This window comes from Aromatoleum sp. (assembly GCF_036675785.1).
In the GTDB taxonomy this organism is placed as follows: domain Bacteria; phylum Pseudomonadota; class Gammaproteobacteria; order Burkholderiales; family Rhodocyclaceae; genus Aromatoleum.
On sequence record NZ_JAKFEF010000025.1, the window covers coordinates 15,176 to 41,342 of the forward strand.

At 66.5% G+C, this 26,167-nt stretch carries 24 protein-coding genes; 14 read left to right on the top strand and 10 right to left on the bottom strand.

Annotated features, from left to right (window positions below; translation table 11 throughout):
- The first annotated feature begins 2 nt into the window (after positions 1-2).
- Positions 3-1,631: a glycoside hydrolase family 17 protein gene (locus tag V6M37_RS06740; RefSeq protein WP_332671774.1), complete on the top strand. Its 1,629-nt coding sequence runs from the start codon at positions 3-5 to the stop codon at positions 1,629-1,631.
- On the opposite strand, the gene V6M37_RS06745 is transcribed toward V6M37_RS06740, so the two are convergent.
- Positions 1,530-1,976, bottom strand: coding sequence for a hypothetical protein (locus tag V6M37_RS06745; RefSeq protein ID WP_332671775.1), 447 nt, complete (start codon positions 1,974-1,976; stop codon positions 1,530-1,532). The two genes, V6M37_RS06740 and V6M37_RS06745, sit on opposite strands and share 102 nt — an antisense overlap.
- A 249-nt stretch (positions 1,977-2,225) precedes the next feature.
- Between V6M37_RS06745 and V6M37_RS06750 the strand changes: the two genes are divergently transcribed.
- A complete protein-coding gene (locus V6M37_RS06750; RefSeq protein ID WP_332671776.1) occupies positions 2,226-4,931 on the top strand; it encodes a glycosyltransferase in 2,706 nt (901 codons plus the stop codon).
- Between the two features lie 32 nt (positions 4,932-4,963).
- Here the strand turns inward: V6M37_RS06750 and V6M37_RS06755 are convergent, their stop codons facing one another.
- Together V6M37_RS06755 and V6M37_RS06760 are read right to left on the bottom strand one after the other, a co-directional pair.
- Positions 4,964-5,968, bottom strand: coding sequence for a ChaN family lipoprotein (locus tag V6M37_RS06755; RefSeq protein ID WP_332671777.1), 1,005 nt, complete (start codon positions 5,966-5,968; stop codon positions 4,964-4,966).
- A gap of 160 nt (positions 5,969-6,128) precedes the next feature.
- On the bottom strand, positions 6,129-7,055 hold the full coding sequence (locus tag V6M37_RS06760) for a LysR family transcriptional regulator (RefSeq protein ID WP_332671778.1): 927 nt from the start codon (positions 7,053-7,055) through the stop codon (positions 6,129-6,131).
- Positions 7,056-7,159: 104 nt separating this feature from the next.
- Between V6M37_RS06760 and V6M37_RS06765 the strand changes: the two genes are divergently transcribed.
- The 5 genes from V6M37_RS06765 (at position 7,160) to V6M37_RS06785 (ending at position 11,209) form a co-directional block, all read left to right on the top strand.
- Positions 7,160-7,936: a ferredoxin--NADP reductase gene (locus tag V6M37_RS06765; protein ID WP_332671779.1), complete on the top strand. Its 777-nt coding sequence runs from the start codon at positions 7,160-7,162 to the stop codon at positions 7,934-7,936.
- 104 nt (positions 7,937-8,040) lie between these two features.
- Positions 8,041-8,445 (top strand): hypothetical protein, encoded by a 405-nt coding sequence (locus tag V6M37_RS06770; RefSeq protein ID WP_332671780.1) that lies wholly within the window; start codon positions 8,041-8,043, stop codon positions 8,443-8,445.
- 27 nt (positions 8,446-8,472) lie between these two features.
- Positions 8,473-8,718: a biotin/lipoyl-containing protein gene (locus tag V6M37_RS06775; protein ID WP_332671781.1), complete on the top strand. Its 246-nt coding sequence runs from the start codon at positions 8,473-8,475 to the stop codon at positions 8,716-8,718.
- 63 nt (positions 8,719-8,781) lie between these two features.
- Positions 8,782-10,602: an ABC transporter transmembrane domain-containing protein gene (locus V6M37_RS06780; protein WP_332671782.1), complete on the top strand. Its 1,821-nt coding sequence runs from the start codon at positions 8,782-8,784 to the stop codon at positions 10,600-10,602.
- An 82-nt stretch (positions 10,603-10,684) separates the two neighbouring features.
- Complete coding sequence (locus tag V6M37_RS06785; protein ID WP_332671783.1) at positions 10,685-11,209, top strand: glycine cleavage system protein R; 525 nt, start codon at positions 10,685-10,687, stop codon at positions 11,207-11,209.
- Between the two features lie 16 nt (positions 11,210-11,225).
- Here the strand turns inward: V6M37_RS06785 and V6M37_RS06790 are convergent, their stop codons facing one another.
- The gene (locus V6M37_RS06790; RefSeq protein WP_332671784.1) at positions 11,226-13,175 is read right to left on the bottom strand and encodes a CHASE domain-containing protein; all 1,950 of its coding nucleotides are present in this window, start codon (positions 13,173-13,175) and stop codon (positions 11,226-11,228) included.
- A 194-nt stretch (positions 13,176-13,369) separates the two neighbouring features.
- Here V6M37_RS06790 and ettA point away from each other — a divergent pair, with 194 nt between their 5' ends.
- The 4 genes from ettA (at position 13,370) to V6M37_RS06810 (ending at position 17,031) form a co-directional block, all read left to right on the top strand.
- On the top strand, positions 13,370-15,034 hold the full coding sequence (gene ettA, locus V6M37_RS06795; protein ID WP_332671785.1) for an energy-dependent translational throttle protein EttA: 1,665 nt from the start codon (positions 13,370-13,372) through the stop codon (positions 15,032-15,034).
- Between the two features lie 107 nt (positions 15,035-15,141).
- Entirely contained in the window at positions 15,142-16,125 is a 984-nt protein-coding gene (locus V6M37_RS06800; protein ID WP_332671786.1) for an MBL fold metallo-hydrolase, read from the top strand.
- A 32-nt stretch (positions 16,126-16,157) separates the two neighbouring features.
- Positions 16,158-16,355, top strand: coding sequence for a hypothetical protein (locus V6M37_RS06805; protein WP_332671787.1), 198 nt, complete (start codon positions 16,158-16,160; stop codon positions 16,353-16,355).
- A gap of 16 nt (positions 16,356-16,371) precedes the next feature.
- The gene (locus V6M37_RS06810; RefSeq protein WP_332671788.1) at positions 16,372-17,031 is read left to right on the top strand and encodes a class I SAM-dependent DNA methyltransferase; all 660 of its coding nucleotides are present in this window, start codon (positions 16,372-16,374) and stop codon (positions 17,029-17,031) included.
- Between the two features lie 110 nt (positions 17,032-17,141).
- On the opposite strand, the gene V6M37_RS06815 is transcribed toward V6M37_RS06810, so the two are convergent.
- Positions 17,142-18,467: a cation:proton antiporter gene (locus V6M37_RS06815; RefSeq protein ID WP_332671789.1), complete on the bottom strand. Its 1,326-nt coding sequence runs from the start codon at positions 18,465-18,467 to the stop codon at positions 17,142-17,144.
- A 125-nt stretch (positions 18,468-18,592) separates the two neighbouring features.
- Positions 18,593-19,171: an O-acetyl-ADP-ribose deacetylase gene (locus V6M37_RS06820; protein WP_332671790.1), complete on the bottom strand. Its 579-nt coding sequence runs from the start codon at positions 19,169-19,171 to the stop codon at positions 18,593-18,595.
- Positions 19,172-19,416: 245 nt separating this feature from the next.
- On the opposite strand from V6M37_RS06820, the gene V6M37_RS06825 reads away from it, so the two are divergent.
- Together V6M37_RS06825 and V6M37_RS06830 are read left to right on the top strand one after the other, a co-directional pair.
- Positions 19,417-19,686 (top strand): hypothetical protein, encoded by a 270-nt coding sequence (locus V6M37_RS06825; protein ID WP_332671791.1) that lies wholly within the window; start codon positions 19,417-19,419, stop codon positions 19,684-19,686.
- Positions 19,687-19,710: 24 nt separating this feature from the next.
- Positions 19,711-20,820 (top strand): exo-alpha-sialidase, encoded by a 1,110-nt coding sequence (locus V6M37_RS06830; protein WP_332671792.1) that lies wholly within the window; start codon positions 19,711-19,713, stop codon positions 20,818-20,820.
- Here the strand turns inward: V6M37_RS06830 and V6M37_RS06835 are convergent.
- The 4 genes from V6M37_RS06835 to V6M37_RS06850 all read right to left on the bottom strand — a co-directional run bounded on the left by V6M37_RS06835 (position 20,793) and on the right by V6M37_RS06850 (position 25,812).
- The gene (locus V6M37_RS06835) at positions 20,793-21,311 is read right to left on the bottom strand and encodes an acyl-CoA thioesterase (protein ID WP_332671793.1); all 519 of its coding nucleotides are present in this window, start codon (positions 21,309-21,311) and stop codon (positions 20,793-20,795) included. The genes V6M37_RS06830 and V6M37_RS06835 overlap by 28 nt on opposite strands.
- A gap of 120 nt (positions 21,312-21,431) precedes the next feature.
- Entirely contained in the window at positions 21,432-22,718 is a 1,287-nt protein-coding gene (locus tag V6M37_RS06840; protein WP_332671794.1) for a GGDEF domain-containing protein, read from the bottom strand.
- 318 nt (positions 22,719-23,036) lie between these two features.
- Entirely contained in the window at positions 23,037-23,972 is a 936-nt protein-coding gene (locus tag V6M37_RS06845) for an HDOD domain-containing protein (RefSeq protein ID WP_332671795.1), read from the bottom strand.
- A 13-nt stretch (positions 23,973-23,985) separates the two neighbouring features.
- The gene (locus tag V6M37_RS06850; protein WP_332671796.1) at positions 23,986-25,812 is read right to left on the bottom strand and encodes a DUF1631 family protein; all 1,827 of its coding nucleotides are present in this window, start codon (positions 25,810-25,812) and stop codon (positions 23,986-23,988) included.
- Here V6M37_RS06850 and V6M37_RS06855 point away from each other — a divergent pair.
- The gene (locus V6M37_RS06855; RefSeq protein WP_332671797.1) at positions 25,723-26,163 is read left to right on the top strand and encodes an acyl-CoA thioesterase; all 441 of its coding nucleotides are present in this window, start codon (positions 25,723-25,725) and stop codon (positions 26,161-26,163) included. The genes V6M37_RS06850 and V6M37_RS06855 overlap by 90 nt on opposite strands.
- Positions 26,164-26,167: the final 4 nt, after the last annotated feature.

A 26,167-nucleotide genomic window follows, 5' to 3' on the forward strand; every position in this document is an offset into this window, starting at 1 on the left:
ACATGCCCGACCCCCGTTCGTCGCGCGCGGCCGCCGCCCCCTGGCGCGCGCTGCTCTACGTCCACCTCGTCGCCCTCGCCTGCCTCGGCCTCTTCCTCGCGTGGCAGCTGCGGCCCGTCGCGATGCACGACCTGCAACTCGCCGAAGGCGAACGGCTGAAATGCGTCTCCTACGCGCCGTACCGCAAGCCCGGCCAGACGCCGTTCGACGAGACGCTGAAGATCTCACGCCAGCAGATCGTCGACGACCTCACGGCCCTGTCGCGGATGACGGAATGCGTGCGGCTGTATTCGGTCGACCAGGGACTCGACCAAGTCCCCGAGGTCGCGCGCGAGCTCGGGTTGAAAGTGCTGCTCGGCGCGTGGATCAGCATTGACCGCAAGCGGAATGCGCGGGAACTCGATCGCGCGATCCAGATCGCGAACGACAACGCGGACGTCGTCCGCATGTTGATCGTCGGCAACGAGGTGATGCTGCGCCGCGAGCGCACCGAGGACGAGTTGCGCGAACTGATCGAGTACGCGAAGGCGCGCGCGAAGGTGCCGATCACCTATGCCGACGTGTGGGAGTTCTGGCTCAAGCACGAGAGCCTCGCGCGCGCGGTGGACCGCGTCACGGTGCATATCCTGCCGTTCTGGGAGGACGAGCCGGTGTCCGTTGATGTCGCGATCGCCCATGTCGCGACGGTCTTCGCGGAGGTGCGCGGGCACTTCGACAAGCCGGTGATGATCGGCGAAACCGGCTGGCCGAGCGCTGGACGCCAGCGCGAAGCGTCCGCGCCGTCCCAGGTCAATCAGGCGCGATACATCCGCGAGTTCGTGCACCGCGCTCACGACGAGGGCTGGGACTACAACCTCATCGAGGCGATCGACCAGCCGTGGAAGCGGCGCCTCGAAGGGACGGTCGGCGGCTACTGGGGGGTGCTGGACGTCGATTTGAAGCCGAAATTCCCGCTCGCCGGGCCCGTTGCAGAACGCCAGGATGCGGTGGCCCCGCTGCAGGGCGCAGCGCTCGGCGCGCTGCTTTGTCTCGGTCTGTCGCTCGCCGTGGGGCGCGGGAAGCGCTCGCGCGGACACGTGGCCGCGTCGGCGGCGATCGGCCTGGTCGGCGGCCTTGTGGCCATGCTGACTTGGGAACACGCCGCACTCGCCTACCGCGATGCAGGGGAATGGATGCTGCTCGGGGCAGTCTTCGTCGTCGGCCTGCTCGTTCCGCTCGTGCTGACGCGAGGGGCGACGGAGTCCGGGATCGTCTCCGGCGCTGCGGCGTGGAGGGCATTTCGCAAACGCGGCGCAGTTGGACTCGGTACTTCGGGCTACCTCGGACTGCTGCGCACCGTCCTGCTGTTCGCCGCCGCCGTTGCGGCGCTGCTGCTGTTTGCGGACCCGCGCTATCGCGACTTTCCAACCTTGCTCTTTCTGGTGCCGGCGCTCGCATTCGGCACCCTCGGATGGTTCGGCCAAAAGGGGCACGCAGTCGAAGAGCGCGTTTGCGCGGCGGTCATCGCGGTCTGTGTCGTCGGCCGCTGGCTACCCGAGCCTGCCAACCCGCAAGCCATCGCGTGGCTGCTCACCGGTCTGCTCCTCGCCGCGCCGACGCTCGGACGCGGCCCTCGCGAGGACCAGCAGTGACAGCAATGCGCCGACCGCCGCGGGATTGAAGCTGTACAACACGAGTCCGGCGATCCCGCCGACCCAACCTCCCCACGCGAACCCTCGGCGCCGCGTCATGAAGGCGGCGAGCCCGAGGACGAGACTCAGCCAGCCGAGGCGCTCGTGGAGGAACGACTCCACCAGGAGCCATTTCGCCGCGCACAAGCCATCGAAGCCGTCCGCGCTCACGCCCCCGCAGTCGAGCGGAAAGACACCCGCTTCGAGCGCACCATAGCGCAGCACGAGGGCCGCAGCGAGCACGGCGGCGCCGACCGCGCCGATCGCCTTCGGGTCGCAATATGTGTGGAAATACTTTCGAACCATTTTTCTTTTCCCTTTCAAATCAAGCGCCCGCCCTACTACCTACGTCCTGTTGCAAATTGCGCCTCCCGAACGTTGCTAAGCAACTGAAAAAGCGAATAAACTCCGCGCCGCACGTAACGTGTTCCGGGTAGGCCGAATTGTGTCACAACGTCGGCGCCGCATGAGCCCCGCGCCGCACCGCGCCGCTGCTCGAAGCACCTCCGCCACGCTGTGCAGCGTTCTCCTGCCCTGAATGCACCCGGATCATTGATGAAAACTGCAGCTTCGCTGATTTACCGTCTGTTCGTAGCGCTCATTCTCGCCGGCCTGGTCGCCGCCACCCAGTACTACATCGCGGAACGCTGGAACCGAGGCGCCGAATTCATCGGCGCCGGCAACAGCATTCGCGGCTTCGCATACAGCCCCTTCCAGCGCGACCAGAGTCCCCTGAAGGAGACGTATCCGACCGAAGCGCAGATCGGGGCCGACCTCGATCTGCTCGCGCAATCAGCCGAACGCGTGCGGACGTACGGCGTCACCGAGAACCCGGCAGTCATCCCGCTGGCCGGCGAACGCAAGCTGCGCGTGACGGCCGGCGCGTGGTTGTCGTCCGACCTCGCGGCAAACGAGCGCGAAATCGAAGCATTGATCGCATCGGTGCGCAAGTTCCGGCATATCGAGCGCGTCGTGGTCGGCAACGAAGCGGTGTTGCGCGGCGACCTTTCCGTCAAGGAACTGTCCGCATATCTCGCGACTGTACGTAAGGCCCTGAAGGGGCTGAAGGTTCCGGTTTCGACCGCGGAGCCGTGGCACGTCTGGCTCAAGAATCCGGAGCTCGCGAAGAACGTCGATTACATCAACGTGCACCTCCTTCCGTACCACGAAGGGGTGCCGGTCGAGTCGGCGGTCGAATATGCGCTGATGCGCTACGACGAACTTGTTAAGACGTTCCCCAAGAAGAAGATCGTCATCGGCGAAATCGGCTGGCCGAGCCGCGGCCCGACGCTCAACAGCCTGGACGGCGCGGACACGACGTCGGTGCCCTCGGCGGAAAACCAGGCGCGCTTCATTCGCGAGTTCCTCGCGCATCCGCGTACCGCCGACCTCGATTATTTCCTGATGGAAGCGATCGACCAGCCGTGGAAGATCGAAGTCGAAGGCTGGGCCGGCGCGTACTGGGGCATGTTCAACGCCGAGCGCGAGGCGAAATATCCGCTCGACGGCCTAGTCGTGAAGGACATCCGCTGGCACGAGAAAGCGGAGATGGCGGCGATGATCGCGTTCCTCCCGATGTTCCTGATCTGCTTCCTGCTGCGCGACTGGAACGTCCTCGGCCGCCTGTGGCTCGCCGCGTTGATCCAGGCCTGTGCAGTGACGCTGGTCATCGGCCTCAACGTGCCGGCGGACTACTACCTCACTCAGCGCGACCTGATCGGCCTCGCGATGCTGATCGTCGCGACGATCCTCACAATCGCGGTGCTGCTGTCGCACGGCTTCGAGTTCGGCGAGGTGCTGTTCAAACGCCGCTGGCAGCGGCGCTTCCTCCCGCTGGACCCGCACCCCGTCGAGCGCGAGCCGTTCGTGTCGGTCCACCTCGCGTGCTGCAACGAGCCACCCGAGATGGTTATCGCGACGATCGACAGCCTCGCGGCGATGAAGTACGGCAACTTCGAAGTCCTCGTCCTCGACAACAACACGAAGGACGAGGCCTTGTGGAAGCCGCTCGAGAAGCGCTGCGCCGAGCTCGGGCCGCGTTTCCGCTTCTTCCATCTCGATAATTGGCCCGGCTTCAAGGCGGGGGCGCTGAATTTCGGTCTCGAGCAGACGGATCCGCGCGCCGAAGTCGTCGGCGTCGTCGATGCGGACTACGTCGTGTCGCCCGACTGGCTGTCCTGTCTGATCCCGCACTTCGACGCGGCCGACGTCGCCGTCGTGCAGGCGCCGCAGGCGCATCGAGATTGGGAGACGCAGCCCTTCCGCCGCATGTGCAACTGGGAGTTCGACGGCTTCTTCCGCATCGGCATGCATCACCGCAACGAACGCAACGCGCTGATCCAGCACGGCACGATGACACTCGTGCGCCGGCTCGCGCTCGAGGAAGTCGGGGGCTGGTCGGAATGGTGCATCTGCGAAGACACCGAACTCGGCTTGCGCCTGATCGAAAAGGGCTACGACACGCGCTACGTCGACCATATCCTCGGCCGCGGCCTGACGCCGGCCGACTTCCCGGCGATCAAGAGCCAGCGTTTCCGCTGGGCGTTCGGCGCAATGCAGATTCTCAAGCACCACGTCCCCGCGATGCTCGGCCCGAGCCGGCTCAATCTCGCACAGCGCTACCACTTTCTGACCGGATGGTTCGCATGGCTCGGTGACGCGCTGCAGCTCGTGTTCGTGTTCGCGAGCCTCGCGTGGACCATCGGCATGCTCTACATGCCCAAGGAGTTCGGACTGCCAGTGTCGGCGCTCGCGCTGCCGATCCTCGTGTTCATGGCGTTCAAGGGGGGTCTCGGGCCGATCCTCTACCGGCGAACGATGGACGCTCCGTGGAAGGACATTCTCGGCGCATCGGTGCTCTCGGTCGGACTGGCGCACGCGATCGCGCGCGGCGTCTTCGCCGGGCTGGTCAAGAAGCGCGGCGAGTTCGTCCGCACGCCGAAAGGATGGAAGGACAAGGGCACGCTCGCGTTCTTCTCGCCGATCCGCGAGGAAATCGGACTGCTGTTCGCGTTGGTCCTCGGCTCGGTCGTCCTCGTCTGGCTGCGCGGCGCGAACGACCTCGAAGCGCAGTTGTGGGTGGGCATCCTCGCGCTGCAGTGCATTCCCTACGTCGCTGCGATCGCGTGCCAGGTCGCGTCGTACATGCCCGAGCGCCAGCCCGTCGTCGTACCGGCGCCCGCCGCGCCGCCTGTCCCGGTCGCTCCGGCCCCGGTCGTGACGAAGATCCGCACGCGCGAACTGCAGGCCGGCCAGGGCTGACGATCAGGGGGCGCCGACGAATCCGGCGCCCTTCACTTCCCCATCTTCTTCATGTGGTCCTCGAGCCCGGCGCACGGGGACGCCGCTGCCCGCCCCGACGCGCCCGGCGTGAGCCAGATGATTTCGTGCGTCGGCGCGAACCGCCGTCCCGCAAATTCGACGGGTGCGAAGAGTTCCGGAACGGTGGTACCGGCCTGCTCGCCGCGAAAGCCGATGTTGAGCTGACGCAACTGCGGCGCGCGCTGCGCGACGCGTTCGAAGACCCCCATGTTGTGCGCGACATGGCCCCCACCGACGATCACGACGACCGGCTCCCCGGGCCGCTCCGCGGCGAGTGTCGTGACGACGGTCATCATCGCGTCGTTGCGGGCGAGCCACGTTTCGTAAAGGCGATCGAGCAGCGCCGGCCGAGCGAAGCCGCAATGCGCGTCATCGAGCCTTCCGTGCATGAATTCCCGGTAAGCGGCATCTTCGAACCCGGTGTCGTACAACTGCGCGCGTTCGACCGCGCTCAGCCCCTGCACGCCGACGCGGCTGATGCGCCGACGCAGGCCGCCCGGCAGATCGATACCGGCTATGCGAAGTTTGTTCGCGCGCGCGAATTCGAGCAGCGGACCGTAGTCGCGCCACCGATCGCCGTCGGCCGTCCAGCCCAGTTCGGAACGCAAGCGACGCGCCGCTGCTTCCGCGTCGCCGGAAGCCGGCGCGAAGACGTAGTTCATCAGGTCGCTCGTCTGCGTCAGGCTGACGGCCTCGAAACCGATCGCGGGTTTGCGCCCGCTCGCGACGAGGTCGGCGACGATGCCGAGTTGGGCGGCGTGGTGGTGGCGGTTGCCGTGCTGTTCGCCGAGATAGATCACGTCCGCCGCGGCGAGCCGCATCCGGAAGCTCGTCCGGTCGAGCTCGGTGCCGTCCGGCGCGACATGAAGCGTTCCGGCAACGGGCGGGCCGGGCTCGCCGAAGCTCGGCAGGCTGCAGCCGATCAGCATCGCGGCCGCCGCGAGCGCGCATGCTGTCGATCGGTCGATTGCACGCATTCGCAAGCCCTCTTCACCCGATCCCGCATGCCCGTCTCAGGATGTTCGGCCCGCACGAAAGCGCGTTGCCATGCGCGCGGAATGCCTGGATGTTAGCACTCCGATCCGCCACCTGCCCTGGGGCTCACTCCGTGCTTTGTGCTTCGTGCGCGCAGCCCCCTCAGGGAATGTAGCTCAGCTCGATCTCGTCGCTGCGACGGGCGCCCGCCGTCATTTCGCGACAGAGGTCGAGAAAAGCCTTCATGCCCGCCGTCTGGAACTTCTGCCGGTGCCAGAGGAAATGAAAGCGCCGGCGCAGATCGAGTGAGGGCGTTTCGATCGCGACCAGACTTCCGCGGCGGAACGCCTCGCGCAGCGCCATGCGCGAGATGCAGCCGATGCCGAGCCCCGACTCCACGGCCCGCTTGATCGCCTCGGTGTGTTCGAGCTCGAGCCGCACGTCCAGTCGCCCTTCGAAGTGCCGTGTCGCCTGGTCGAGGGTTTCGCGGGTGCCCGACCCGATTTCGCGAAGGATCCACGGCTGGCCGAGGAGTTCGTCGGCCGTGGCCACCCGGCGCTGCGCCATCGGATGCGTCGGTGCGCAGAACACGACGAGTTCATCGTCGAGCCACGGCGCCGTGACGAGATCGGGGTGCTGCGAGCGGCCTTCGATGAGCCCGAGATCGAGGTCGAAGCCGGCGACCTGCTGCACGATGGTGGCCGTGTTGTGCACTTCGAGGCGAATGCGCGCGTCGGGGTGGCGTTGCAGGAACTCGGCGCCGATCAGCGTCGCGAGGTAGTTGCCGATCGTCAGCGTCGCGCCGATGTCCAGCGTGCCGAAGCCGGCGCGGCCGTGAAGCAGCGCCTCGATGTCGTCGGCACGGTCGAGAAGCTCCATCGCGCGCGGCAACAGGCGCTCCCCGAGTTCGTTGAGGCGCAGCGACCGGCCGACGCGGTCGAAGAGCTGGATGTCGAACTGCCGTTCGAACTCCGCGAGGCTGCTGCTCGCGGCCGATTGCGAGATCGCCGACAGTTCCGCGGCGCGCGAAATGCTGCCGGTCCGGGCGGTCGCCGCGAAGATCGCGAGCTGGCGAAGCGTGAACTTCATATCGCTTTTTCTTCTAAGAAATATCCGAATTATCCAACCACCGGATATTTACGCAATCCTAGAATCAACACCGACCCGCATTCCCTCCCGGCAAGGTGGCAACCATGAGCAATCTCAGCACCGAACGCGTCCTCAGCGTCCATCACTGGAACGACACGCTTTTCAGCTTCCGCACGACGCGCGACCGCGCGCTGCGCTTCACGAACGGCCAGTTCGTGATGATCGGCCTCGACGTCGAAGGGCGTCCGCTGACGCGCGCGTACAGCATCGCAAGCCCGAATTACGAGGAACACCTCGAGTTCTTCAGCATCAAGGTGCCAAACGGCCCGCTGACTTCACGCCTGCAACATCTCAAGGAAGGCGATCCGATCGTCGTCAGCAAGAAGCCCACCGGAACGCTGGTGCTGCACGACCTGAAGCCGGGCAAGCGCCTGTACATGCTCGCGACCGGCACCGGTCTCGCCCCGTTCCTGAGCCTGATGCAGGCCCCCGAAACCTACGAGCGTTTCGAACACGTCGTCCTGATCCACGGCGTCCGGACCGTTTCCGAGCTCGCCTACCGCGATTTCATCACCGAGCAACTCGCCGAAAACGAGTTCTTCGGCGACGACGTCCGCAACAAGCTCATCTACTACCCAACGGTCACCCGCGAACCTTTCGTCAACCGCGGCCGTCTGACCGACCTGATCGAAAGCGGAAAGCTGTTCGACGATATCGGCCTCCCTCCGCTCGACCCCGAACATGACCGCGCGATGCTGTGCGGAAGCCCGGCGATGCTCAAGGACACCTGCACGTTGCTCGATTCGCGCGGATTCAAGGTCTCGCGCCATATCGGCGAGCCGGGCGATTACGTCATCGAACGCGCGTTCGTCGAGAAGTAAGCCACGAGTCCGGACAGTTCGGGCGGATTGCCTCCCGTCGTCCGTGCACAAGCGCGGGCGCGGGAGTACACTTTGCTTCCTACGCTGTTTTCCGGACTGCTTTCATGATCACGCAACGCAGACGAACCGTAGTCGCGCCGCTGTCTGCATTACCCGCACTGCTGCTCGCCGGTTCGCTCGCGGCCCACGGAGCCACCCCGCCCGGCCATCCTTCCCCCGCCGACGCGTACCGGGTCATGCGACCCGCCGCTCCCGCCCGCAGCGCAACGCCCGCTAACGTCGGGCAGGTCGTCAGTGCGATCGATGCGAACGAATACACCTACATCGAATTAAGCGACGGGGACCGCACGCGCTGGATCGCGGGGCCGCGAACCGCGCTGTCGCGGGGCGACACCGTCCGCTTCGACGACGGGGTGATCATGAAGGAATTTCACAGCAAGCTGCTCGGCCGCACCTTTCCGGCCGTGATGTTCGTCAGCGGCATTTTCGTCACGCCGGCGAGTAACTGAGGCGTGGGCAGAATCGTCGAAATCCGCATGCCGAAATTTCCCGAGTGCTGGGAGAGTTGCGGCTCCTGTCGCACCGAGGAGGTCTACGTGCAGAGCGTGCTGATTCGCGCCGGAGAAGACATCGGCTTCGATGAGACCGCGATCGTGCTGGAGACCGGGAAGGTCGCCCTCGACATTCCCTCCCTGTATGCGGGGCAAGTCGTCGAGGTCCACGTCGACGAAGGCGACCTCATCGACGAAGGACAATTGATCGCGACGATCGACGCAGGCTGAAGCGCCGAGGGCGATTTCCGCAGCGCGCGCCGGCGTCCGCCGACAGGGCGCCGGACCTTCGATATGCCGCCCAAATTGGGGTATCGTATCGAAGCCGAGTTTGTGCTTCCCTACGCCCGCTGCCACCCTGACCCGATCGCGATGCCTCAACCGTTTCCCCCGGCCGTTGCGCTGGCTGCCCTCCTCAGGCCCTATCGACAGCGTGTCGTGCTTGCCGGCGTCGCGCTGCTCGTCGCCGCCGGGGCGATGCTCGCGGTCGGACAGGGACTGCGCGCGGTCGTCGACCGCGGCTTTTCGGCAGCGAACCCGGTTTGGCTCGACGCGACACTCGCCGCGATGTTCGGCATCATCGCGCTGCTCGCCGGCGCGACCTACGTTCGTTTCTACAACGTGTCGTGGCTTGGCGAACGCGTCACCGCGGACCTGCGTCAGCGCCTGTTCGATCACCTGCTGACGCTCCCGCCAGCGTGGTTCGAGGCGGGGCGTACCGGGGAAGTGATTTCGCGGCTGACGTCGGACACCGCGCAGATCGAGAGCATCATCGGCTCCACCCTTTCGATCGCGCTGCGCAACATCCTGATGCTGTTCGGCGGGCTCGTGATGCTGTTCACAACGAGCCTCAAGCTCACGCTGCTGACGCTCGCCGGGGTTCCGATCGTCGTCGTGCCGATCGTCGTCTACGGGCGGCGGGTGCGGCGGCTCGCACGCGAAAGCCAGGACCGGCTGGCCGAACTCGGCAATCGCATCGACGAGACACTGCATGAGATCCGCGTCGTGCAGGCGTACGGACACGAGGATGCGGACCGGGCGGACTTCGGGCAGCGTCTCGACCGTTCGTTCGACACCGCGCACGCCCGCGTTCGCGTCCGCGCGCAGCTTGTCGCCACGGTGCTCGTGCTCGTTTTCGGCGCGATCGCGTTCATCCTGTGGGTCGGCGGACACGACGTTCTCGCAGGGAAGATCAGCGCCGGCGAGCTGTCCGCGTTCGTGTTCTACGCCGCGCTCGTCGCGGGCAGCGTCGGTGCGCTCTCCGAAGTCTGGGGCGACTTGCAGCGCGCAGCCGGCGCAACCGAGCGACTGATGGAAATCCTCGCCGCGCGCCCCGCGATCCGCGTGCCCGCGGTGCCGGTGCCACTGCCGGAACCGCCGCGCGGCGAAATCCGCTGCGAGGGCGTGAGCTTCCACTACCCGTCCCGCCCGAACACACCCGCGCTGCAGCATTTCGACCTCTCGGTTGCGCCCGGCGAAACCGTCGCACTCGTCGGCCCGTCGGGCGCGGGCAAGTCGACGCTCTTCCAGTTGCTGCTGCGCTTCTACGATCCCGACGGCGGCGTTCTGCGCATCGACGGCGTGCCGCTGACTTCGGCCGACCCGCGAGCGATCCGCAGCCGGATCGCGCTCGTCCCGCAGGAGCCGGTGATCTTCGCCGCGAGCGTGACCGAGAACGTCCGCTACGCGCGGCCGGACGCCACCCTCGACGAGGTGCGCGCCGCGTGCGAAGCCGCTTGTGCCGACGAATTCGTTTCGCGGCTTCCGCTCGGCTACGACAGCGATCTCGGCGAGCGCGGCGTGAAGCTGTCGGGGGGGCAGCGGCAGCGGATCGCGATCGCGCGCGCGATCCTCGCCGACCGCCCGATCCTGCTGCTTGACGAGGCGACCTCCGCGCTCGACGCCGAAAGCGAGCGGATGGTGCAGGAGGGGCTGGAGGCGCTGATGCGCAACCGGACGACGATCGTCATCGCCCATCGTCTCGCCACCGTGCAGCGCGCCGACCGCATCGTCGTGCTCGAAGCCGGCCGGATCGTCGAAACGGGCACCCACTCGCGCCTCGTATTGCTGAACGGCCTGTACGCGCACCTCGCGCGCCTGCAATTCGCCGCCTGAACCTTCGTGTGCGGAAGGACTAGAATCGATCCGTGGCCCCGGCGCGGAAGTTCGCGCTCCCTACGACAACCGGAGGAAAGCCGTGTCCCGAATTCTCGTTCTCACGCTCCTCGGCGACGACCGCCCCGGACTCGTCGAACAGCTCTCGTCGGTGATCACCGCTCATGGCGGGAACTGGCTCGAATCGTCGATGGCGCAGCTCGCCGGAAAGTTCGCGGGCATCCTGAAGGTGAGCGTGCCGCCAGACCAGGCGGAACCGCTCGAAGAGGCGCTCGCGCAGCTATCGGCGTTGCGCGTCGCCGTCGAATGCTCGATGAACTCCGCGGGCGCGGCGCCCCGTCACCGGCGTCTCGCGTTCAGCCTCGTCGGGCACGACCGCATCGGGATCGTCCGCGAAGTGTCGCAGGTGTTCACCCGGCACGGCGTCAACGTCGAGAAGCTCGTGACCCGCGTGTCGAGCGCGCCGATGTCGTCCGAGACGCTGTTCCACGCCGAAGCGGTGCTCAACGCCGACGCTGCCGTGGATGCCGCGGCGCTGAAGGCGGATCTCGAACGCCTGTCGAACGATCTGATCGCCGACATCAATCTCGACGAGCTGGTCGGCTGACGCTCCACCGCGCCCCTCAGTCGGGGTACCGGTAGGCGTTCCGACCTTCGCTCTTCGCGCGATACATCGCTTCGTCCGCGCGCCGCAGCAGCGTGTCCTCGTCGTCGGCGTGCTCCGGATAGAGCGCGATGCCGATGCTCGACGAGATCCTGACGTTGTTCCCGTCGAGGAGGAAAGGCCGCTCGATCTCGCTGCGGATTTTTTCCGCGACGGCCTCGACGTCGGCATGCGAATTGATTTCTGGCAGCAGAACGACGAACTCGTCGCCGCCGCGCCGGCCGAGCGTGTCCGACGCGCGGATCGAATGCTGCATGCGCCGGGCGGCATCCATCAGCAGCAGGTCGCCGACGTGGTGTCCGAACTCGTCGTTTGCCTGCTTGAAGTGATCGAGATCGACGAACAGCAACGCGAGGCGATGCCGGTAGCGGCGCGCCTGATCGACCGCATGTGTGAGCAACTCGCCGAACATCAGGCGGTTCGGTACGCCGGTCAGCACGTCGTGGGTCGCAAGATGGGAAATCCTGCGCTCGATGTCCTTGCGCTCGGTGATGTCCGCGATGACGACGGTCGCGCCCTTCAGCTGGCCGTCATCGTCGGCCAGCGGCGCGTCGGACACGAGCGCGGTCAAGAGACGGCCCTCGCTGCGAACGAGTTCCTTCTCGTAGCGCTTCCCTCGCCCCATCCGCAGGCGTTCGAGGATCTGCTCGCGACTCTCAGGGTCGCCGTCCCGCCACAACTCGTCCAGGGCGCGTCCGAGCAGCACTGACTGGTCGCGCCCGAGCATCTCGACGAGGCTCGGATTGGCGAAAACCAGCCGGAACTGCGCGTCGGTCGCCGCGATCCCTTCCTGCGCGAGATTGACGAGCGTGCTGTAACGCGCTTCGCTTCGGCGTAGGGACTCCGACGTGCGTGCGATGGTCCGGGCGCGCCGCCGGGCCAGGGACATCGAGAACGTGACGACCACGAACAACAAGCCGACCAGTGCAATCGACACCAGTTCGGCCTGCCGCGCATCGAACGGCGCGGCATATCCCGGCAAGGCTTCGAGCCTCACGACCCACTCCCGCCCGGCCAGCGGTAAGCGCTCGACGCTGCCCAACTCGGGCTCCTCTTCCGGCTCGCGTCCGCCGTGACTGTCGTACAGCAGGTTACCGGGCGCCTCGGATTTGTCGTAAATCCGAAGCCGCACGCCGTCCGAATATCGCCCGAGGATCCCCCGCATCAGATCGGACATCCGGAACGGCATATAGACCCACCCGAGCTGCGCCTGCCGCCGTTCCACGTCCGTGCTGAGCGGTTTGTCCCGGTCGAACAAGGGGCTATAGATGAGGACCCCCGCCTGGACGTCCGATTCCGTCTCCTGCACCAGCACCGTGGGGCCGGATAATGCCGCCTCCCCGGTTCTCGCCGCGCGCTCCATCGCCTCCCGCCGCACCGGCTCGGAATACATGTCGTAGCCGAACGCCCGCTGGTTCCGCCAGTCGTCGGGCTCGAGCAAGATGATGCTGGAGTAGCCGTCGCGTTCGCCCTCCGGCCACACCCGATAGTCTTCGTTCCGCTGGCTGCGCATGCGCACCATATGCGCTTCCAGCGCGTCGGGTTGTATCCACTCGGTGAAGCCGAAGCCCTGGATCCCCGGGAAGTCTTTGATCACGTTCAGCGTCTGCACGAAATCCTTCCACTCCGCGCGGCCGATCTCCCCGCCCAGCCCCAAGAGCGCGCGCCCGCTGCGCAACAGCGCCTTGTAACTCCTAAAGCGCTCCTCGATGCGAAGTGCGACTTCGGCACGCTGCAGCGCCAAGTGGGACGCCAATTCGCGCTCGTGCCGTTCCGTGAGCTCGCGCCACACCACCCACGCGGCGAGCCCGGAACAGACGAGCGCGAAAAGTGTCATCGCGACAACGCCCGAAAGCCCGCGTCGCCAGCCCCGATCTGCTCCCCCCGATGTCTTTTCGTCGTCGGTCATGCAGCGCGTCTCCCCGTTGCGGGACGCCGATTACGGTCCGGCGGTCGTACCTCCATCCGCACGCGGGACACGGCACGAGAACTGGACAGCATCATCCGGCATCGGTTCGACTGTCCAGCCGCCTGAACAGCATGCTGCGGGCTTAGGGTATCCTTTGCAGTCTTTCTTTCGGATCGTTTTCCAATCTCAGAGCGATGGCCCAATACGTGATGTCGATGCTCCGCGTGAGCAAGATCGTGCCGCCGAAACGGCAGATCATCAAGGATATTTCCCTCTCGTTTTTCCCCGGCGCGAAGATCGGACTGCTCGGCCTGAATGGCTCGGGGAAGTCGACCGTGCTGCGCATCATGGCCGGCGCCGACAAGGAGTACGACGGGGAGGTCCAGCACCTCGCCGGCGTCCGGATCGGCTACCTGCCGCAGGAACCGGAGCTCGATCCCGCGAAGACCGTCAGGGAGGAAGTCGAATCCGGCCTCGGTGAAATCCTCGAGGCGCGCCAGAAGCTCGACCAGATCTACGCCGCGTACGCCGAACCCGATGCCGACTTCGACAAGCTCGCCGAGGAGCAGGCGAAATACGAGAACATCCTCGCGACGGCCGGCAGCGACATCGAGAACCAGATGGAGATCGCCGCCGACGCGCTGCGTCTGCCGGCCTGGGACGCCGTCATCGGCAACCTGTCGGGCGGCGAGAAGCGGCGCGTCGCGCTGTGCAAGCTCTTGCTGTCAAAGCCCGACATGCTGCTGCTCGACGAACCGACCAACCACCTCGACGCCGAGTCGGTCGAATGGCTGGAGCAGTTCCTGACCCGCTTCCCGGGCACCGTCGTCGCCGTCACCCACGACCGCTACTTCCTCGACAACGCGGCCGAGTGGATCCTCGAGCTCGACCGCGGCCATGGCATCCCGTGGAAGGGCAACTACTCGTCGTGGCTCGAGCAGAAGGAAGCGCGCCTCGAGCAGGAGCAGAAGCAGGTCGACGCGCACATGAAGTCGATGAAGCAGGAACTCGAGTGGGTGCGCTCGAACCCGAAGGCGCGCCAGGCGAAGTCGAAGGCGCGTCTCGCCCGCTACGAGGAGATGGCGACCGTCGAATACCAGCGCCGCAACGAGACGCAGGAAATCTTCATCCCGCCGGGCGAGCGCCTCGGCGACAAGGTCATCGAGTTCCACAACGTCTCGAAGGCGTTCGGCGACAAGCTGCTGATGGACAACGTCAGCTTCACGATCCCGGCGGGCGCGATCGTCGGCATCATCGGTCCGAACGGCGCCGGCAAATCGACGCTGTTCAAGATGATCCAGGGCAAGGAGCAACCGGATTCGGGCGAAGTCGTCGTCGGTCCGACGGTCAAGCTCGCGTCGGTCGACCAGTCCCGCGAAGGACTCGCTAACGACAAGACCGTGTTCGAGGCGATCTCGGACGGCGCCGACGTGTTGACCGTCGGCCGCTTCGAGATGCCAAGCCGTGCCTACATCGGCCGCTTCAACTTCCGCGGCGGCGACCAGCAGAAGATCGTCGGCAACCTCTCCGGCGGCGAGCGCGGCCGGCTGCACATGGCCAAGACGCTGATCTCCGGCGGCAACGTGCTGCTGCTCGACGAACCGTCGAACGACCTCGACGTCGAGACGCTGCGCGCACTCGAAGACGCGCTGCTCGAATTCGCCGGCTGCGCGCTGATCATCAGCCACGACCGGTGGTTCCTCGACCGCATCTGCACGCACATTCTCGCGGCGGAAGGCGATTCGCAATGGACGTTCTACTCGGGCAACTACCAGGAATACGAAGAGGACAAGAGAAAACGCCTCGGCGAGGAAGGCGCGAAACCGAAGCGCATCCGCTACAGGCCGATCGCCCGTTGAACCTGCGCGGGCACGCCGGCCGGCCCCATTCCGACGTTCGCCGGCCCCACGTTCCATCCGGGCCGGCGGCGCATTTCATATTCGTCAGTTTTCAGGGAGAAAAAGCGATGAAGAAGATCCTCCGTGCCATGCTCGTTGCGGGCTGCGCCTTGGCCGCCCTCGCCCCGGTGTCGGCGGTCCGCGCCGAGGCGCCGATGGTCAAGACGCAGGTGCCCGGCTACTACCGCATGATGCTCGGACAGTTCGAGGTCACCGCGCTGCACGACGGCGCGCTCGAACTCGACGTCAGCGTGCTCAAGAACGCGCGCGGCGACACGCTGAACCGGATGCTCGCGCGCATGTTCGTCGGCACGCCGAAGATGCAGACCGCGGTCAATGCGTACCTGATCAATACCGGCAGCAATCTCGTGCTCGTCGACGCGGGCGCGGCGAAGCTCTTCGGGCCGAGTCTCGGCCACGTTGTTGAGAACATGCGCGCTGCCGGCTACGACCCGGCGCAGGTCGACACCGTGATCGTCACGCATCTGCACGGCGATCACATCGGCGGTCTCAATGATTCGGCCGGGCAGATGGTGTTCCCGAAAGCCGCAATCCACGTCGCGCAGAGCGACAATGATTTCTGGCTGTCGCAGGAGGCCGCGGCGAAGGTCGCCCCGGCGATGCAGCCGTTCTTCAAGATGGCCCGCGAGGTCGCCGCACCCTATCAGGCCCGCGGCCAGTGGAAGACATTCACCGAGGGAAGCGTCATCGTGCCGGGGATCAGAGCGACGAAGGCCTACGGCCATACTCCGGGCCATACTGCCTACTCCGTGGAGTCCGATGGCCAGAAGCTTCTGATCTGGGGCGACGTCGTGCATGCCCACGCGGTGCAGTTCGCACAGCCCGACGTATCGATCGAATTCGACGTCGATCAGGAGCAGGCGGTCGCGACACGCAAGAGCCTGATGTATTCGATGGCCGCAACGAAGACGCTGGTCGCCGGCATGCACCTGCCCTTCCCTGGCTTCGGCCACGTACGTGCCGACGGCAAGGGTGTCTATAGCTGGGTACCGATCGAATTCAGCCCGCTGCCGGCGGCGGCCGCCCAGTGAGCCTCGGGACTCATCGGGATAGGGAAGCGAAGATGACCTACGAAGAACACCTCGACGAAGTGACGACGCTGATCACCGAGAAATACGACGTCGAGGACGACGCGGCGATCGCGATGGTGATGCGTGCCCAGGCGGACGGGTACTTCAGCGGCCATGACGACGACCCGTCGGTTTGCACGCTCGAGCGCGCGCATCACGACGCGCGGACCGTGTTCAAGCAGTACAAGTAAGCGGTACGGGGCGGCGGTGAGCGACAACGGAGGCACTTCCGGCGACGCGAGGAAGACCGCCGCCGATGCGCTCCACCGGCTCACGGAAGCGACGATCGCCCATTACGACCGGAACGCCGAGGCGTTCTGGTCGGGTACACGCGATCACGACGTGACACAGAATTACGACGCACTCTTCGGGGCGATCCTGACCGCCCCGCCCTGGTCGATCCTCGATTTCGGCTGCGGCCCGGGGCGCGACCTCGCCTACTTCCGCTCACTGGGCCATGAAGCGGTCGGGCTCGACGGCTCGGAAACCTTCGTCGAGATGGCGCGCGAGTATTCCGCCTGCGAAGTGCTGCATCAGGACTTCGTCGCGCTCGACCTCCCCGAAGCCCGCTTTGACGGCATCTTCGCCAACGCGTCGCTTTTCCACGTCCCGCGCGAGGCGCTGCCCGACGTGCTCACCAAGCTGCATGCGACGCTGAAGCCCGGCGGCGTACTGTTTTCGTCGAACCCGCGCGGCAACAACGAGGAAGGCATGGCCGGCGGCCGTTACGGCTGCTACCACGATCTCGCTGCGTGGCGCCGCTTCGTCGGCGCGGCCGGCTTCGTCGAGATCCGTCATTACTACCGTCCGCCCGGACTCCCGCGCGAGCAGCAGCCGTGGCTCGCGACGGTGTGGCGAAAGGCGTGACGGCGTAAGGGCGCGCTCCGGGAATCGGAGAAAATCCCTTTCCGGCAGCGAAGGCCGGGGGAAATCGAAGCCCGGAAGGTACGCCGCGCTTCGATCTCCGCGTGCTCCAGTCAGTGCGCTGCGAGCCGCCGCGCTGGCCAGAACCGCTCCATCAGTGGCTTCACGCTGACGCCGTGAAAGACGATCGACAACGTGACGACGATCAGCGTCATGTGGATCAGTTCGAGCGCGATCGGCTGCGGCAAGCCGTGCTGGATCGCGAACATCAGGTAATACAGCGACCCGATCCCGCGCACGCCGAACCAGCCGCTCAGGCTGCGGATCGTCCAGGGCGTGCGCGTGCCGAGCAGGCCGACCAGCACGCTGAGCGGGCGGGCAACGGCGAAGAGGAAAAACGCGAGCCCCACGGCGCGCCAGCTCCACGAATCGACGAACAGCGTGCCGCCGATCAGCAGGATCAGCATCAGTTCGGACAGGCGCTCGAGGTGCTCCTTGAACACGAGCGAGCCTTCGCTCACGGTGGGCGGCGTCTCGCGATGCGCCAGCGCCGGCCGACCCGTCGCCGCCGTTTCGGCGCTCTGCAGCCGCTCGGGCGCGTCCGGCGCCGCGCCGGTCAGCCGCTTTTCGGCCTGGCGCAGCGCGACCGCGGCGAAGAACACCGCGAGGAAGCCCCAGGCGCTCACCAGGACACTGATGCCGTAGACGATGCCGATCAGGCCGAGGCCGAGGAAATCATCCATCAGTCCGCGTTTCGCATCCTTTCCGCGCACGCGCCTCGCGACGTGCGCCAGCGCGACGCCGCACCCGACTCCGATCGCGATGCCGGCGGCGGTGGCCCATAGCACGTCTACGAGCGCCCACCGCAGACCGAACTCGCCCAATTCGTGTAGCCCGAGGAGCCCGAGGCCGAGCATCACGAACGGAAACGCGCTGCCGTCGTTCATCCCGGCTTCGCAGGTCAGCGTGAAACGCAGGCGGTCGCGGTCGCCAGGGTGGCGGATCTGGACGTCGGTCGCGAGCACCGGGTCGGTCGGCGCGACGATCGCGCCGAGCAGCACCGCCGCCCCGAGCGGCAAGCCGAGCACATAGTGCGCGAATGCCGCGACCAGGCCGACGGTCACGGTCATCGACACGAAAGCGAGCAGGATCGGCGTCCGCCAGCGCGGCAGACTCACCGGCACCGGCATCTTCACGCCGGCCGCGTACAACGAGATCAGCACCGCCGCTTCCGTCAGCACCTCGAGCAGCGCCGACTCCTTCAGCGGGTTGAAGTGGAAGAGATGCAGCACGGTCGGCCCGACGATCATGCCGACCGCGAGGTAGATGATCGCCGACGTCACCGGCAGGCGCTTCAGCGTCGACGACGTGAACCCCATCGCGATCAGCAGCCCGCCAAACAGCAGGAACCACAGCGCATTGGTCAATCCATTTTCCATTTCAGATGTTCTTCCTTTTCCGGGCGTCGGCTTTCACGCCGCCCTGGGCGCCCGGCAGGCACTTTTTTCGAAAAGGCGAAAGTATCTACCAATACATGGGTATCCGGGGCGGCGTTTTCGTGCTGTTACGCCGACTCGCCCGATTGTCCGAAAACGGCGGCCGAAACGAAGGACTCGGCATGACTGCGGCTGAAAAACACGAGGCGCACTTCGGCGAGCGAGTCGTCCGCCGCGAGGCACTGCGACAGAGCGCGGGATACCACGACCGCGGCTTCGTCCGCCGGGTAGCCGTACACGCCGGTCGAGATCGCGGGGAACGCGATCGTCGCGAGCTCATGCTCGCGCGCGACTTCGATCGACCGGCGGTAGCAGTTCGCGAGCAACCTGGGTTCGTCGCCCCGATGCTGGCCGTAAATCGGTCCGACGGTGTGAATGACGTGCCGCGCCGGCAGTTCGCCCGCGGTCGTGATGACTGCTTCGCCCGTCGGCAGGCCCTTGGGATAGCGCGTCGCGCGGATTGCTCGGCAGGCTTCGAGAATCGCCGGCCCGCCGCGGCGGTGAATCGCCCCGTCGACGCCCCCGCCGCCGAGCAGGGAAGCGTTCGCGGCATTGACGATCGCGTCGACCGCCTGATCGGTGAGGTCGCCGATCAGCACGATGATTCTCCCGCCGAGATGACGGCCAATTACTGTTTCGACACTCATGAGGGCCTCCGAAAAATTCATTATTAACCCGGCAACCAGACCGTTAGGGCTGAGCTTGTCGAAGCCCTGTTGGCGCGAACGCCTTTCGACAGGCTCAGGGCGAACGGGTCAGCTGTTTAATCGCCGGGTTAAGGACGACAGCCAGTTCGCGGCGACACGGACGACACAGGAGGGTGCCGGCAGTCACCCCCATGGTGGTCTAGACTGTCAAAACCGGCCGAAGCAGTGCCCTGTTCGTACGAATCATGCCGCAAATCGTGTTTGCCCCGGCGATCCAGCGTCATCAGCCCTGTCCGCCGCTGCAGGTTGCTGCCGGCACGGTCCGCGATGCGCTCGGACAGGCGTTTTCCGCGCAGCCGCAGATGCGCGACTACGTCCTCGACGATCAGGGACGGCTGCGACGCCACGTCGCGATCTTCATCGATGGCCAGGTCGTTGCGGACCGGCAGCATCTGACGGACGCCGCCGGCGAAAACGCGGAAATCTACGTCGTGCAGGCGCTATCGGGCGGTTGAGCCCCGAGCGTCAAGGAGCGAACGATGTCCGACCAGCTCTTCGTCGCAACCCGAAAGGGTTTGTTCATCTATGACCGCCACCCACACGCGAGTCCGCACTGGCTGCCACGCGCCGAAGTGCCGTTCCTCGGCGACCCGGTCACAATGGTGCTGCCGGACCCGCGCATCGGCACCCTGCACGCGGCGCTCAATCTCGGCCACTTCGGCGTGAAGATGCGCCGCTCTTCGGACGGCGGGCGAAACTGGACGGAGGTCGCGGTCCCCGCGTATCCACCCAAGCCGGAAACCGCGGCGGACGAAGCGGATACCGCCTGGACGCTCGCCCAGGTCTGGGCCCTCGAACGCGGCGGAGCCGATCAGCCAAACCTGCTGTGGGCCGGCACGATTCCGGGAGGCCTTTTCCGCTCCCTCGACGGCGGCGACTCCTGGACCCTCGTGCGCTCGCTGTGGGACCGTCCGGAACGCAGGGAATGGTTCGGCGGCGGCTACGACCGGCCGGGCATCCACTCGATCTGCGTCGACCCGCGCGACAGCCGCCGGGTCACGATCGCGATCTCGTGCGGCGGGATCTGGCAGACGTGCGACGGCGGTGAAACCTGGGACTGCCGCGCGAGCGGGATGAAGGCCGACTACATGCCCGAGGAGCGCGTCGGCGATCCGAACATCCAGGATGTGCACCGGCTGGTGCAGTGCGCGGCTAATCCGGACGTGTTCTGGGTGCAACATCACTCGGGCATCTACCGCTCGATCGACGGCGCCGCGAGCTGGCAGCCGCTTGTCGCCCAGCCGTCGTCGTTCGGGTTCACCGTCGCAGCGCATCCCCACGACCCGGATACCGCGTGGTTCGTGCCGGCCGCCAAGGACGCCTGCCGGATCCCTTCCCAGGCCCACCTCGTCGTGACGCGCACACACGTCGGGGGCGCCACCTTCGAGACGCTCGACCACGGGCTGCCGCGTGCGCCCGCGTACGACCTCGTCTATCGCCACGGACTCGACGTCGATGCGAGCGGCAAGCGCCTCGCGATGGGATCGACGACGGGCGCACTCTGGGTGTCGGACGACGGCGGGAATTCCTGGGCCTGCCTGTCCGCGCACTTGCCGCCGATCTACTGCGTCCGCTTCTCTCCCGGCTGAAAAACCCGGGATGTCGCCGGCCTCAGCGCGCGCTGCCGAAGCTCGTATTCCTGCCGCAGTTCGCGCCGCATCATCGCGTTGCGGTGGCGCCGCTCCTCGTCGGGGGTCTTCGGTTCGAGCGCCGGCACCGGCGTCGCCCGCCCCTGGTCGTCGACGGCGACCATCGTGAAGAAACAGCTGTTCGCATGTCGGACCACCTGCTTGCGGATGTCCTCGGCGAGCACCTTGATGCCGATTTCCATCGACGTCCGGCCGGTGAAATTCACCGACGCGAGGAAGGTCACGAGTTCGCCGACGTGGATCGGCTGGCGGAACATCACCTGGTCGACCGACAGCGTGACGACGTATTGGCCCGCGTAGCGGCTTGCGCACGCGTACGCGACCTGGTCGAGCAGCTTCAGGATCGTGCCGCCGTGGACGTTGCCGGAAAAGTTGGCCATGTCCGGTGTCATCAGCACCGTCATCGTGAGTTGGTGGTTCGGCAAGTGCATGGGTTCTCCGCAGGGTTGGGGGATCGACATCCGACGTCCGACGACGAACGGACCCGACCGCGGAGAGACTAGCGCGCGTGCGCCTGTGGGCGCCAGCGCTTGCCCGTTCGGTTGCACCGATCAGCCCCTCGCCGAATCCGTCGCCGGCTCCGCCGCGAAATACTGCCAGCTCCCCCGGCGGTCGGCCTTCGCACGGTACATCGCGATGTCGGCATGGCGGAACAGGGTTTCGATGTCCTCGCCATCCTGAGGATAAAGGCTGATGCCGATGCTCGCCGAAGTGCTGATATCGCCGATGCCGAAGTCGAGTCCGTTCGCGAACTCGCGCGCGAGGCGGTCGACGAGCGCAGTGACCGTGCCTTCGTCGGCATGCTCGACGAGAACCGCGAACTCGTCGCCAGCGATGCGCGCGGCGGTATCACTTTCGCGGATGCACTTTTGCAATACGTTCGCCGCCGCCTTGAGAATGCGGTCGCCCGCTTCGTGGCCCCAGGTGTCGTTGATCGTTTTGAAGTGGTCGAGATCGATGAAGAGCAGGCCGAGCCGCGTCTCGTAACGACGGGCATTGGCGAGCGCATGCTGGAAGCGGTCGAGGAACAGCGTGCGGTTCGGGATGCCGGTGAGCGAATCGTGGTGTGCGAGGTGACGGTAGCGGCCATGGCTCTCGCGCAATTCCTCTTCGATTTCGAGCCGCCGTTCGATCTCCTGGTGCAGTTGGCGGCTATGCCTGCGCTCGCTGCGCAGCGCGTTCGTGTAGGAGCGCACGACGATGACTGCGAAGACCGCGAGCAGGATCGCCGACAGCCCGCCCAGGTTCAGGCTCATCGCGCGCAGCCGCTGGTCGAAGTCCTTGCGCTGCTCCGTGATGTCGTAATAGATCTCGAACGCGCCGCCGAAGCGCCCCTGCTCCATCAACGGGACGTAGATTTCGACGAGGTCGCGCACGTAGGTGTCGCCATCGAGGCTGGATTCGTTGCGGCGCAGGAGATTCGTGCGCGTATCGCCTGCCGCGACGCTGTCGCGAAAATAGGTGTTTTCGTTGACCCGGCCCGTCTCCGACGGCTCGGTCGAGAAGGTGATCCGGCCATCGCGATCGAAGATCCTGAACTTCATCACGCCGAGCGCGCGGCGGACGGAGTCGAGTTCGGACGACACGTGGGCGTTGGGCAGGACCGACGCATCGGCGCCCCGGTGCGCGACGACACGCAGGATGCCCGCTGCCCGCACGGCGTCGCGCTCGGATTCCTCGACGAGGCACTGGACGAGTAATGGATAGGCGTAGAAGTAGAAATGCCCCCCGAGGGTCAGGATGACCACCAGCACGAACAGCGCGATATTTCGCACCTCGGTGGATGACCCGCCGGTGCCTTGCACCCGCAGCTGCATCCGGCGCGCGGTCCGCTTCATCTGCATCTGCCCGCATGGCCAACGAACGCAGGGCGACATCCCCGAAGTCGAAATCCGGATCCACACGCTGCCCGACAGCCGTCCATTTTGCCGATCCTTCCCGCTGCGCGAAGCTCTTCGCCCCGACTTGTCACGCCATTCCAATTGGGTATCAACGGAATAGCCCGCGAGAATATCAGCTTGTCGCCGAGAAAAGCTTGCGCTATGACAAATGCACTGCATTCCGCTGGCGCGCGTCAGCATGCGAGGCGCGTCCGGCGGAGATGCGCAAGCAGCGCCGGATCGGCCCCGACGGCTCCGCGGGCGCCGGACTGCGGTTCAACTCGCCCAGTCGGCCGGCAGCGTCGTGATCGTGGCCTTCGGTAGCCCGACCAGTCCGGTCCACACCGGCAGCTCGCCGAGCGCTTCGGTCGCGAGCGCGCGCGATTCGTCGGGCGACAGGTCGAGAACCGCGCCGCGCAGGTACACCGCGGCGACGCTGTCGGGATCAGGTTGCGCCGCAAGACAGGTCTGCGCGAGCCGCGACGCAAACTGCAGCCCGCAGGCCAGTCGGTAAGCGCGCGAATCGGGCGCGAAACCCCCGCCCTCGGGGTCGCACTGCCAGTAGACGACATCCGCGAGGGCGGTCGGAATCCCCCACTCCGCAAGCAGCACCGCGGACAATTCGCGGTGGTCGAAACCGAAGACTTCCTGTTCGGCGCGGTCGAGGTCTTCGTGCGGTGTTGCGCCGCGCGCGAGCACGCGGTCGTAGTCGTCGGGCCGGGCCGTCGCGAACGCGAGCTTTCCGATATCGCTCAGCAGGCCGAGCGTGAACGCCTCGGTCTTGGGGAGATCGCCGCGATGACCGGCGAGCGCCTCCATCACCGACGCGTTCAGCAGCGCGCTCGTCCAGAACGCGAAATAGTCGAAGCGCCGGCAGCCGGTGTTCGGCCGGTAGCTGGCGAGCGACAGCGCGAGCGCATGCGCGCGCACGATATTCATGCCCAGCCGTATCACCGCGTGCTGCAGGTCGAGCGCGCGTTCGGTGCGCCCGAAGCGCGCGGCCGAAGCGGCGCGCACGACGAATCCCGACAGTGCCGGATCGGAACGGATGACGCGGACGACGGCGTCGATGCTGGTTTCTGGATCGCGCGACAGCTCGAGGAGCTGAAGCGCCGCGCCGCGCGGGCTCGGCAGCGACTCGGCGGCAAGCAGGAAGTCGCGGATGCTGCCGACGACTTCGTCGCGATCGCGAAAATGCGTGCTTTCGTTCATGGCTTTCCCTTCACTAACGCTGGAATTCGTCGAGGACGGCGTCGACGACGCGATCGAGGAGCGCTTCCTCGCTGGCGGTGGCGGCCTCACCGGTGGCGAAGCGCCGCGTCAGCTCGTTGCGCGTCAGCGCGAGCGCACGCTGGCCCTGCCGGTTCGCGAACAGGTACATCGTGCGCGCCGGGCTGATCCAGCTCAGCCGCAGCCGGCGGATGCCGCCCGATTCGTCGCGCAGTTCGATCCAGCTTCCGCGGCTCAGCAGATCGAGTTCGAGGGATTGGGGCGTCGGCTCGTCTGCGGCAACGCCGGCGCGGCGCCCCGCCTTCGGCGGCGGCCGTGGCAGGCCTTCCGGCGGCGTCATCCCCGCCTTGAGCGCCGCCGCGTGCAGGCGGACCAGTTCGGCGAAGAACTGCTTCTGGGCGGCCTCGTCCAGTGCGACGCGCGTCATCCCCGCCTTTACCGCGCGCAGCCATGCCGGGAGCCGCTGCACCATTTCCGTGCGGGACGCCGCGTCGTACTTCGGCAGCACGCTCCAGACGACTCCTTCGAGGGTCGCGACCGCTTCGCGCCACGCGGCGCCCTCCTCGCCGGCTTCGATCAGCGCGTGCGTCAGAACAGTCAGCCACGTGGTTTCGGCGAAGGTCCGCACGACGTCGGGAATCCCGTCCTTCGCGAGCGGCGCGACGATCGCCTTCCGCGCGACGTCGCGCGCGAGGCCGTGCTGCTCGCGCTGCTTCAGGCGCTCCGTAAGCGTCGCGGCGCGCTCGTCCGCATGACGGTCCTGCTCGGCGAGGAATGCGTCGAACTCCCGCTGGCACCGCGCGAAGACCTCCGGGTCCGCGGCGAACTCGCCGGCGATGCGCCGCACTGTCGTGTCACCTGCACGGTACAGCGGCGAATCCGCGGTCACGTCGCCGTCCCACGTCGTGCCGGCGTGCGCGAGTGCATTGATCAGGCGCCGCGCGGGATGAGCCCGGTCCGAAAAGAAGTCGTGATCGACCATCGCGAGTTGCAGCACCGGAATCTGCAGACGCCCGATCAGGCCCTTGATCGGCGCGGGAACCCGGCTGTCGTCAAAGATGCGGTCGAAGAGCGTCGCGACGACTTCGAGGATCAGGGCGCCGGCCTCGCCGAGGTGCTTGCCGAGCCCCGCGTCGAGCAACACCGTGACGAGGTTTGTCGCGTCCGGCACCGCCTGCGGCAACGAAAACGTCTGCCCGCCGAGCGCCGCGGAGGTTTCCCCCTTCTGCAGCCGCATCAGGAAGTCGATGACTTCCGCGCTCTCGGCGCCCCACCGCGCCCGTTCCGCGGGGTCCCGGGTTTTCGTCGAGAGCAGCTGACGGATGATCGCGTTCGCACGCTTCTCGGCGTCGGGGAGCGGGCCGCCGGCGCGGCGCGCGCGATGCAAGCCGTCCTGCCGGCGGCGGGCATTTCCCGGCCGGGATGGATTTTCGATGGTCACGGCATGCTCCGCTTCGATGGCCTCCCGCGCGTCAACGGCAGCGTTCGCGCGAAATTGAGCGGAATTTCGGTCGAGGACGGGCGAAATGCGAAAAAAAACGTTCGGCCTGCGCATCGAACTCCCACGCTCAACGGGGCACGGTCCGTCTCGGCGCCCGCCCCTCACGCCGGCGCCCGGCATTCGACGCGGGCGATTTCGCGGATCGTGCTGCGGCGCAAAAAGAGCGTCTCGATACGGCGCGCCGCGCCGGTTATCATCCCGGCTTCCCCCTTTCCCGAGCCGCGAGTTCCGATGCCCCGCCTGAAGATCGACGTCCCCGACCGGTTCGGCTTTTCGACCGAACTGCAGGTCTATTACGTTTTCATCAACGAGAGCGGCCATCTCGACAACGCGCAACTGCTCGCGCTTGTGTCCGAGGCGCGGGAGCGCTTCTTCAACGCGCTCGGCTACACACAGACGAACGTCGAAAACGTCGGCGTGCTCGTCTCGGATGCGGCCGTGCAATACCTGTCCGAAGCGTTCCATGGCGAGACCCTGACGTTCGAGATGACCGCGAACGACTTCAACAAGTACGGGTGCGACCTGGTCTGGCGGGCGCGCGAGCAGGCGAGCGGCCGGGAGGTGGCGCGCGGCAAGACCGGCATCGTGTTTTTCGATTACGCCGTGCGCCAGGTCGCGCCGGTGCCCCGCGCATTCAGCGACAAGGTCGCGGCGCTCGACGCCGCGGCATAAGCCG

Coding starts and splice junctions, on each gene's coding strand:
- V6M37_RS06835 (WP_332671793.1), bottom strand. CDS start 21,311: ATGCACTTGCCGAACCACCAACTCACGATGACGGTGCTGATGACACCG.
- V6M37_RS06815 (WP_332671789.1), bottom strand. CDS start 18,467: ATGGAAAATGGATTGACCAATGCGCTGTGGTTCCTGCTGTTTGGCGGG.
- ettA (WP_332671785.1), top strand. CDS start 13,370: ATGGCCCAATACGTGATGTCGATGCTCCGCGTGAGCAAGATCGTGCCG.
- V6M37_RS06760 (WP_332671778.1), bottom strand. CDS start 7,055: ATGAAGTTCACGCTTCGCCAGCTCGCGATCTTCGCGGCGACCGCCCGG.
- V6M37_RS06830 (WP_332671792.1), top strand. CDS start 19,711: ATGTCCGACCAGCTCTTCGTCGCAACCCGAAAGGGTTTGTTCATCTAT.
- V6M37_RS06825 (WP_332671791.1), top strand. CDS start 19,417: ATGCCGCAAATCGTGTTTGCCCCGGCGATCCAGCGTCATCAGCCCTGT.
- V6M37_RS06765 (WP_332671779.1), top strand. CDS start 7,160: ATGAGCAATCTCAGCACCGAACGCGTCCTCAGCGTCCATCACTGGAAC.
- V6M37_RS06770 (WP_332671780.1), top strand. CDS start 8,041: ATGATCACGCAACGCAGACGAACCGTAGTCGCGCCGCTGTCTGCATTA.
- V6M37_RS06780 (WP_332671782.1), top strand. CDS start 8,782: ATGCCGCCCAAATTGGGGTATCGTATCGAAGCCGAGTTTGTGCTTCCC.
- V6M37_RS06755 (WP_332671777.1), bottom strand. CDS start 5,968: ATGCGTGCAATCGACCGATCGACAGCATGCGCGCTCGCGGCGGCCGCG.
- V6M37_RS06820 (WP_332671790.1), bottom strand. CDS start 19,171: ATGAGTGTCGAAACAGTAATTGGCCGTCATCTCGGCGGGAGAATCATC.
- V6M37_RS06745 (WP_332671775.1), bottom strand. CDS start 1,976: ATGGTTCGAAAGTATTTCCACACATATTGCGACCCGAAGGCGATCGGC.
- V6M37_RS06750 (WP_332671776.1), top strand. CDS start 2,226: ATGAAAACTGCAGCTTCGCTGATTTACCGTCTGTTCGTAGCGCTCATT.
- V6M37_RS06800 (WP_332671786.1), top strand. CDS start 15,142: ATGAAGAAGATCCTCCGTGCCATGCTCGTTGCGGGCTGCGCCTTGGCC.
- V6M37_RS06775 (WP_332671781.1), top strand. CDS start 8,473: ATGCCGAAATTTCCCGAGTGCTGGGAGAGTTGCGGCTCCTGTCGCACC.
- V6M37_RS06790 (WP_332671784.1), bottom strand. CDS start 13,175: ATGACCGACGACGAAAAGACATCGGGGGGAGCAGATCGGGGCTGGCGA.
- V6M37_RS06855 (WP_332671797.1), top strand. CDS start 25,723: ATGCCCCGCCTGAAGATCGACGTCCCCGACCGGTTCGGCTTTTCGACC.
- V6M37_RS06740 (WP_332671774.1), top strand. CDS start 3: ATGCCCGACCCCCGTTCGTCGCGCGCGGCCGCCGCCCCCTGGCGCGCG.
- V6M37_RS06840 (WP_332671794.1), bottom strand. CDS start 22,718: ATGAAGCGGACCGCGCGCCGGATGCAGCTGCGGGTGCAAGGCACCGGC.
- V6M37_RS06805 (WP_332671787.1), top strand. CDS start 16,158: ATGACCTACGAAGAACACCTCGACGAAGTGACGACGCTGATCACCGAG.
- V6M37_RS06850 (WP_332671796.1), bottom strand. CDS start 25,812: ATGGCCGCTCTCGTTGATGAAAACGTAATAGACCTGCAGTTCGGTCGA.
- V6M37_RS06845 (WP_332671795.1), bottom strand. CDS start 23,972: ATGAACGAAAGCACGCATTTTCGCGATCGCGACGAAGTCGTCGGCAGC.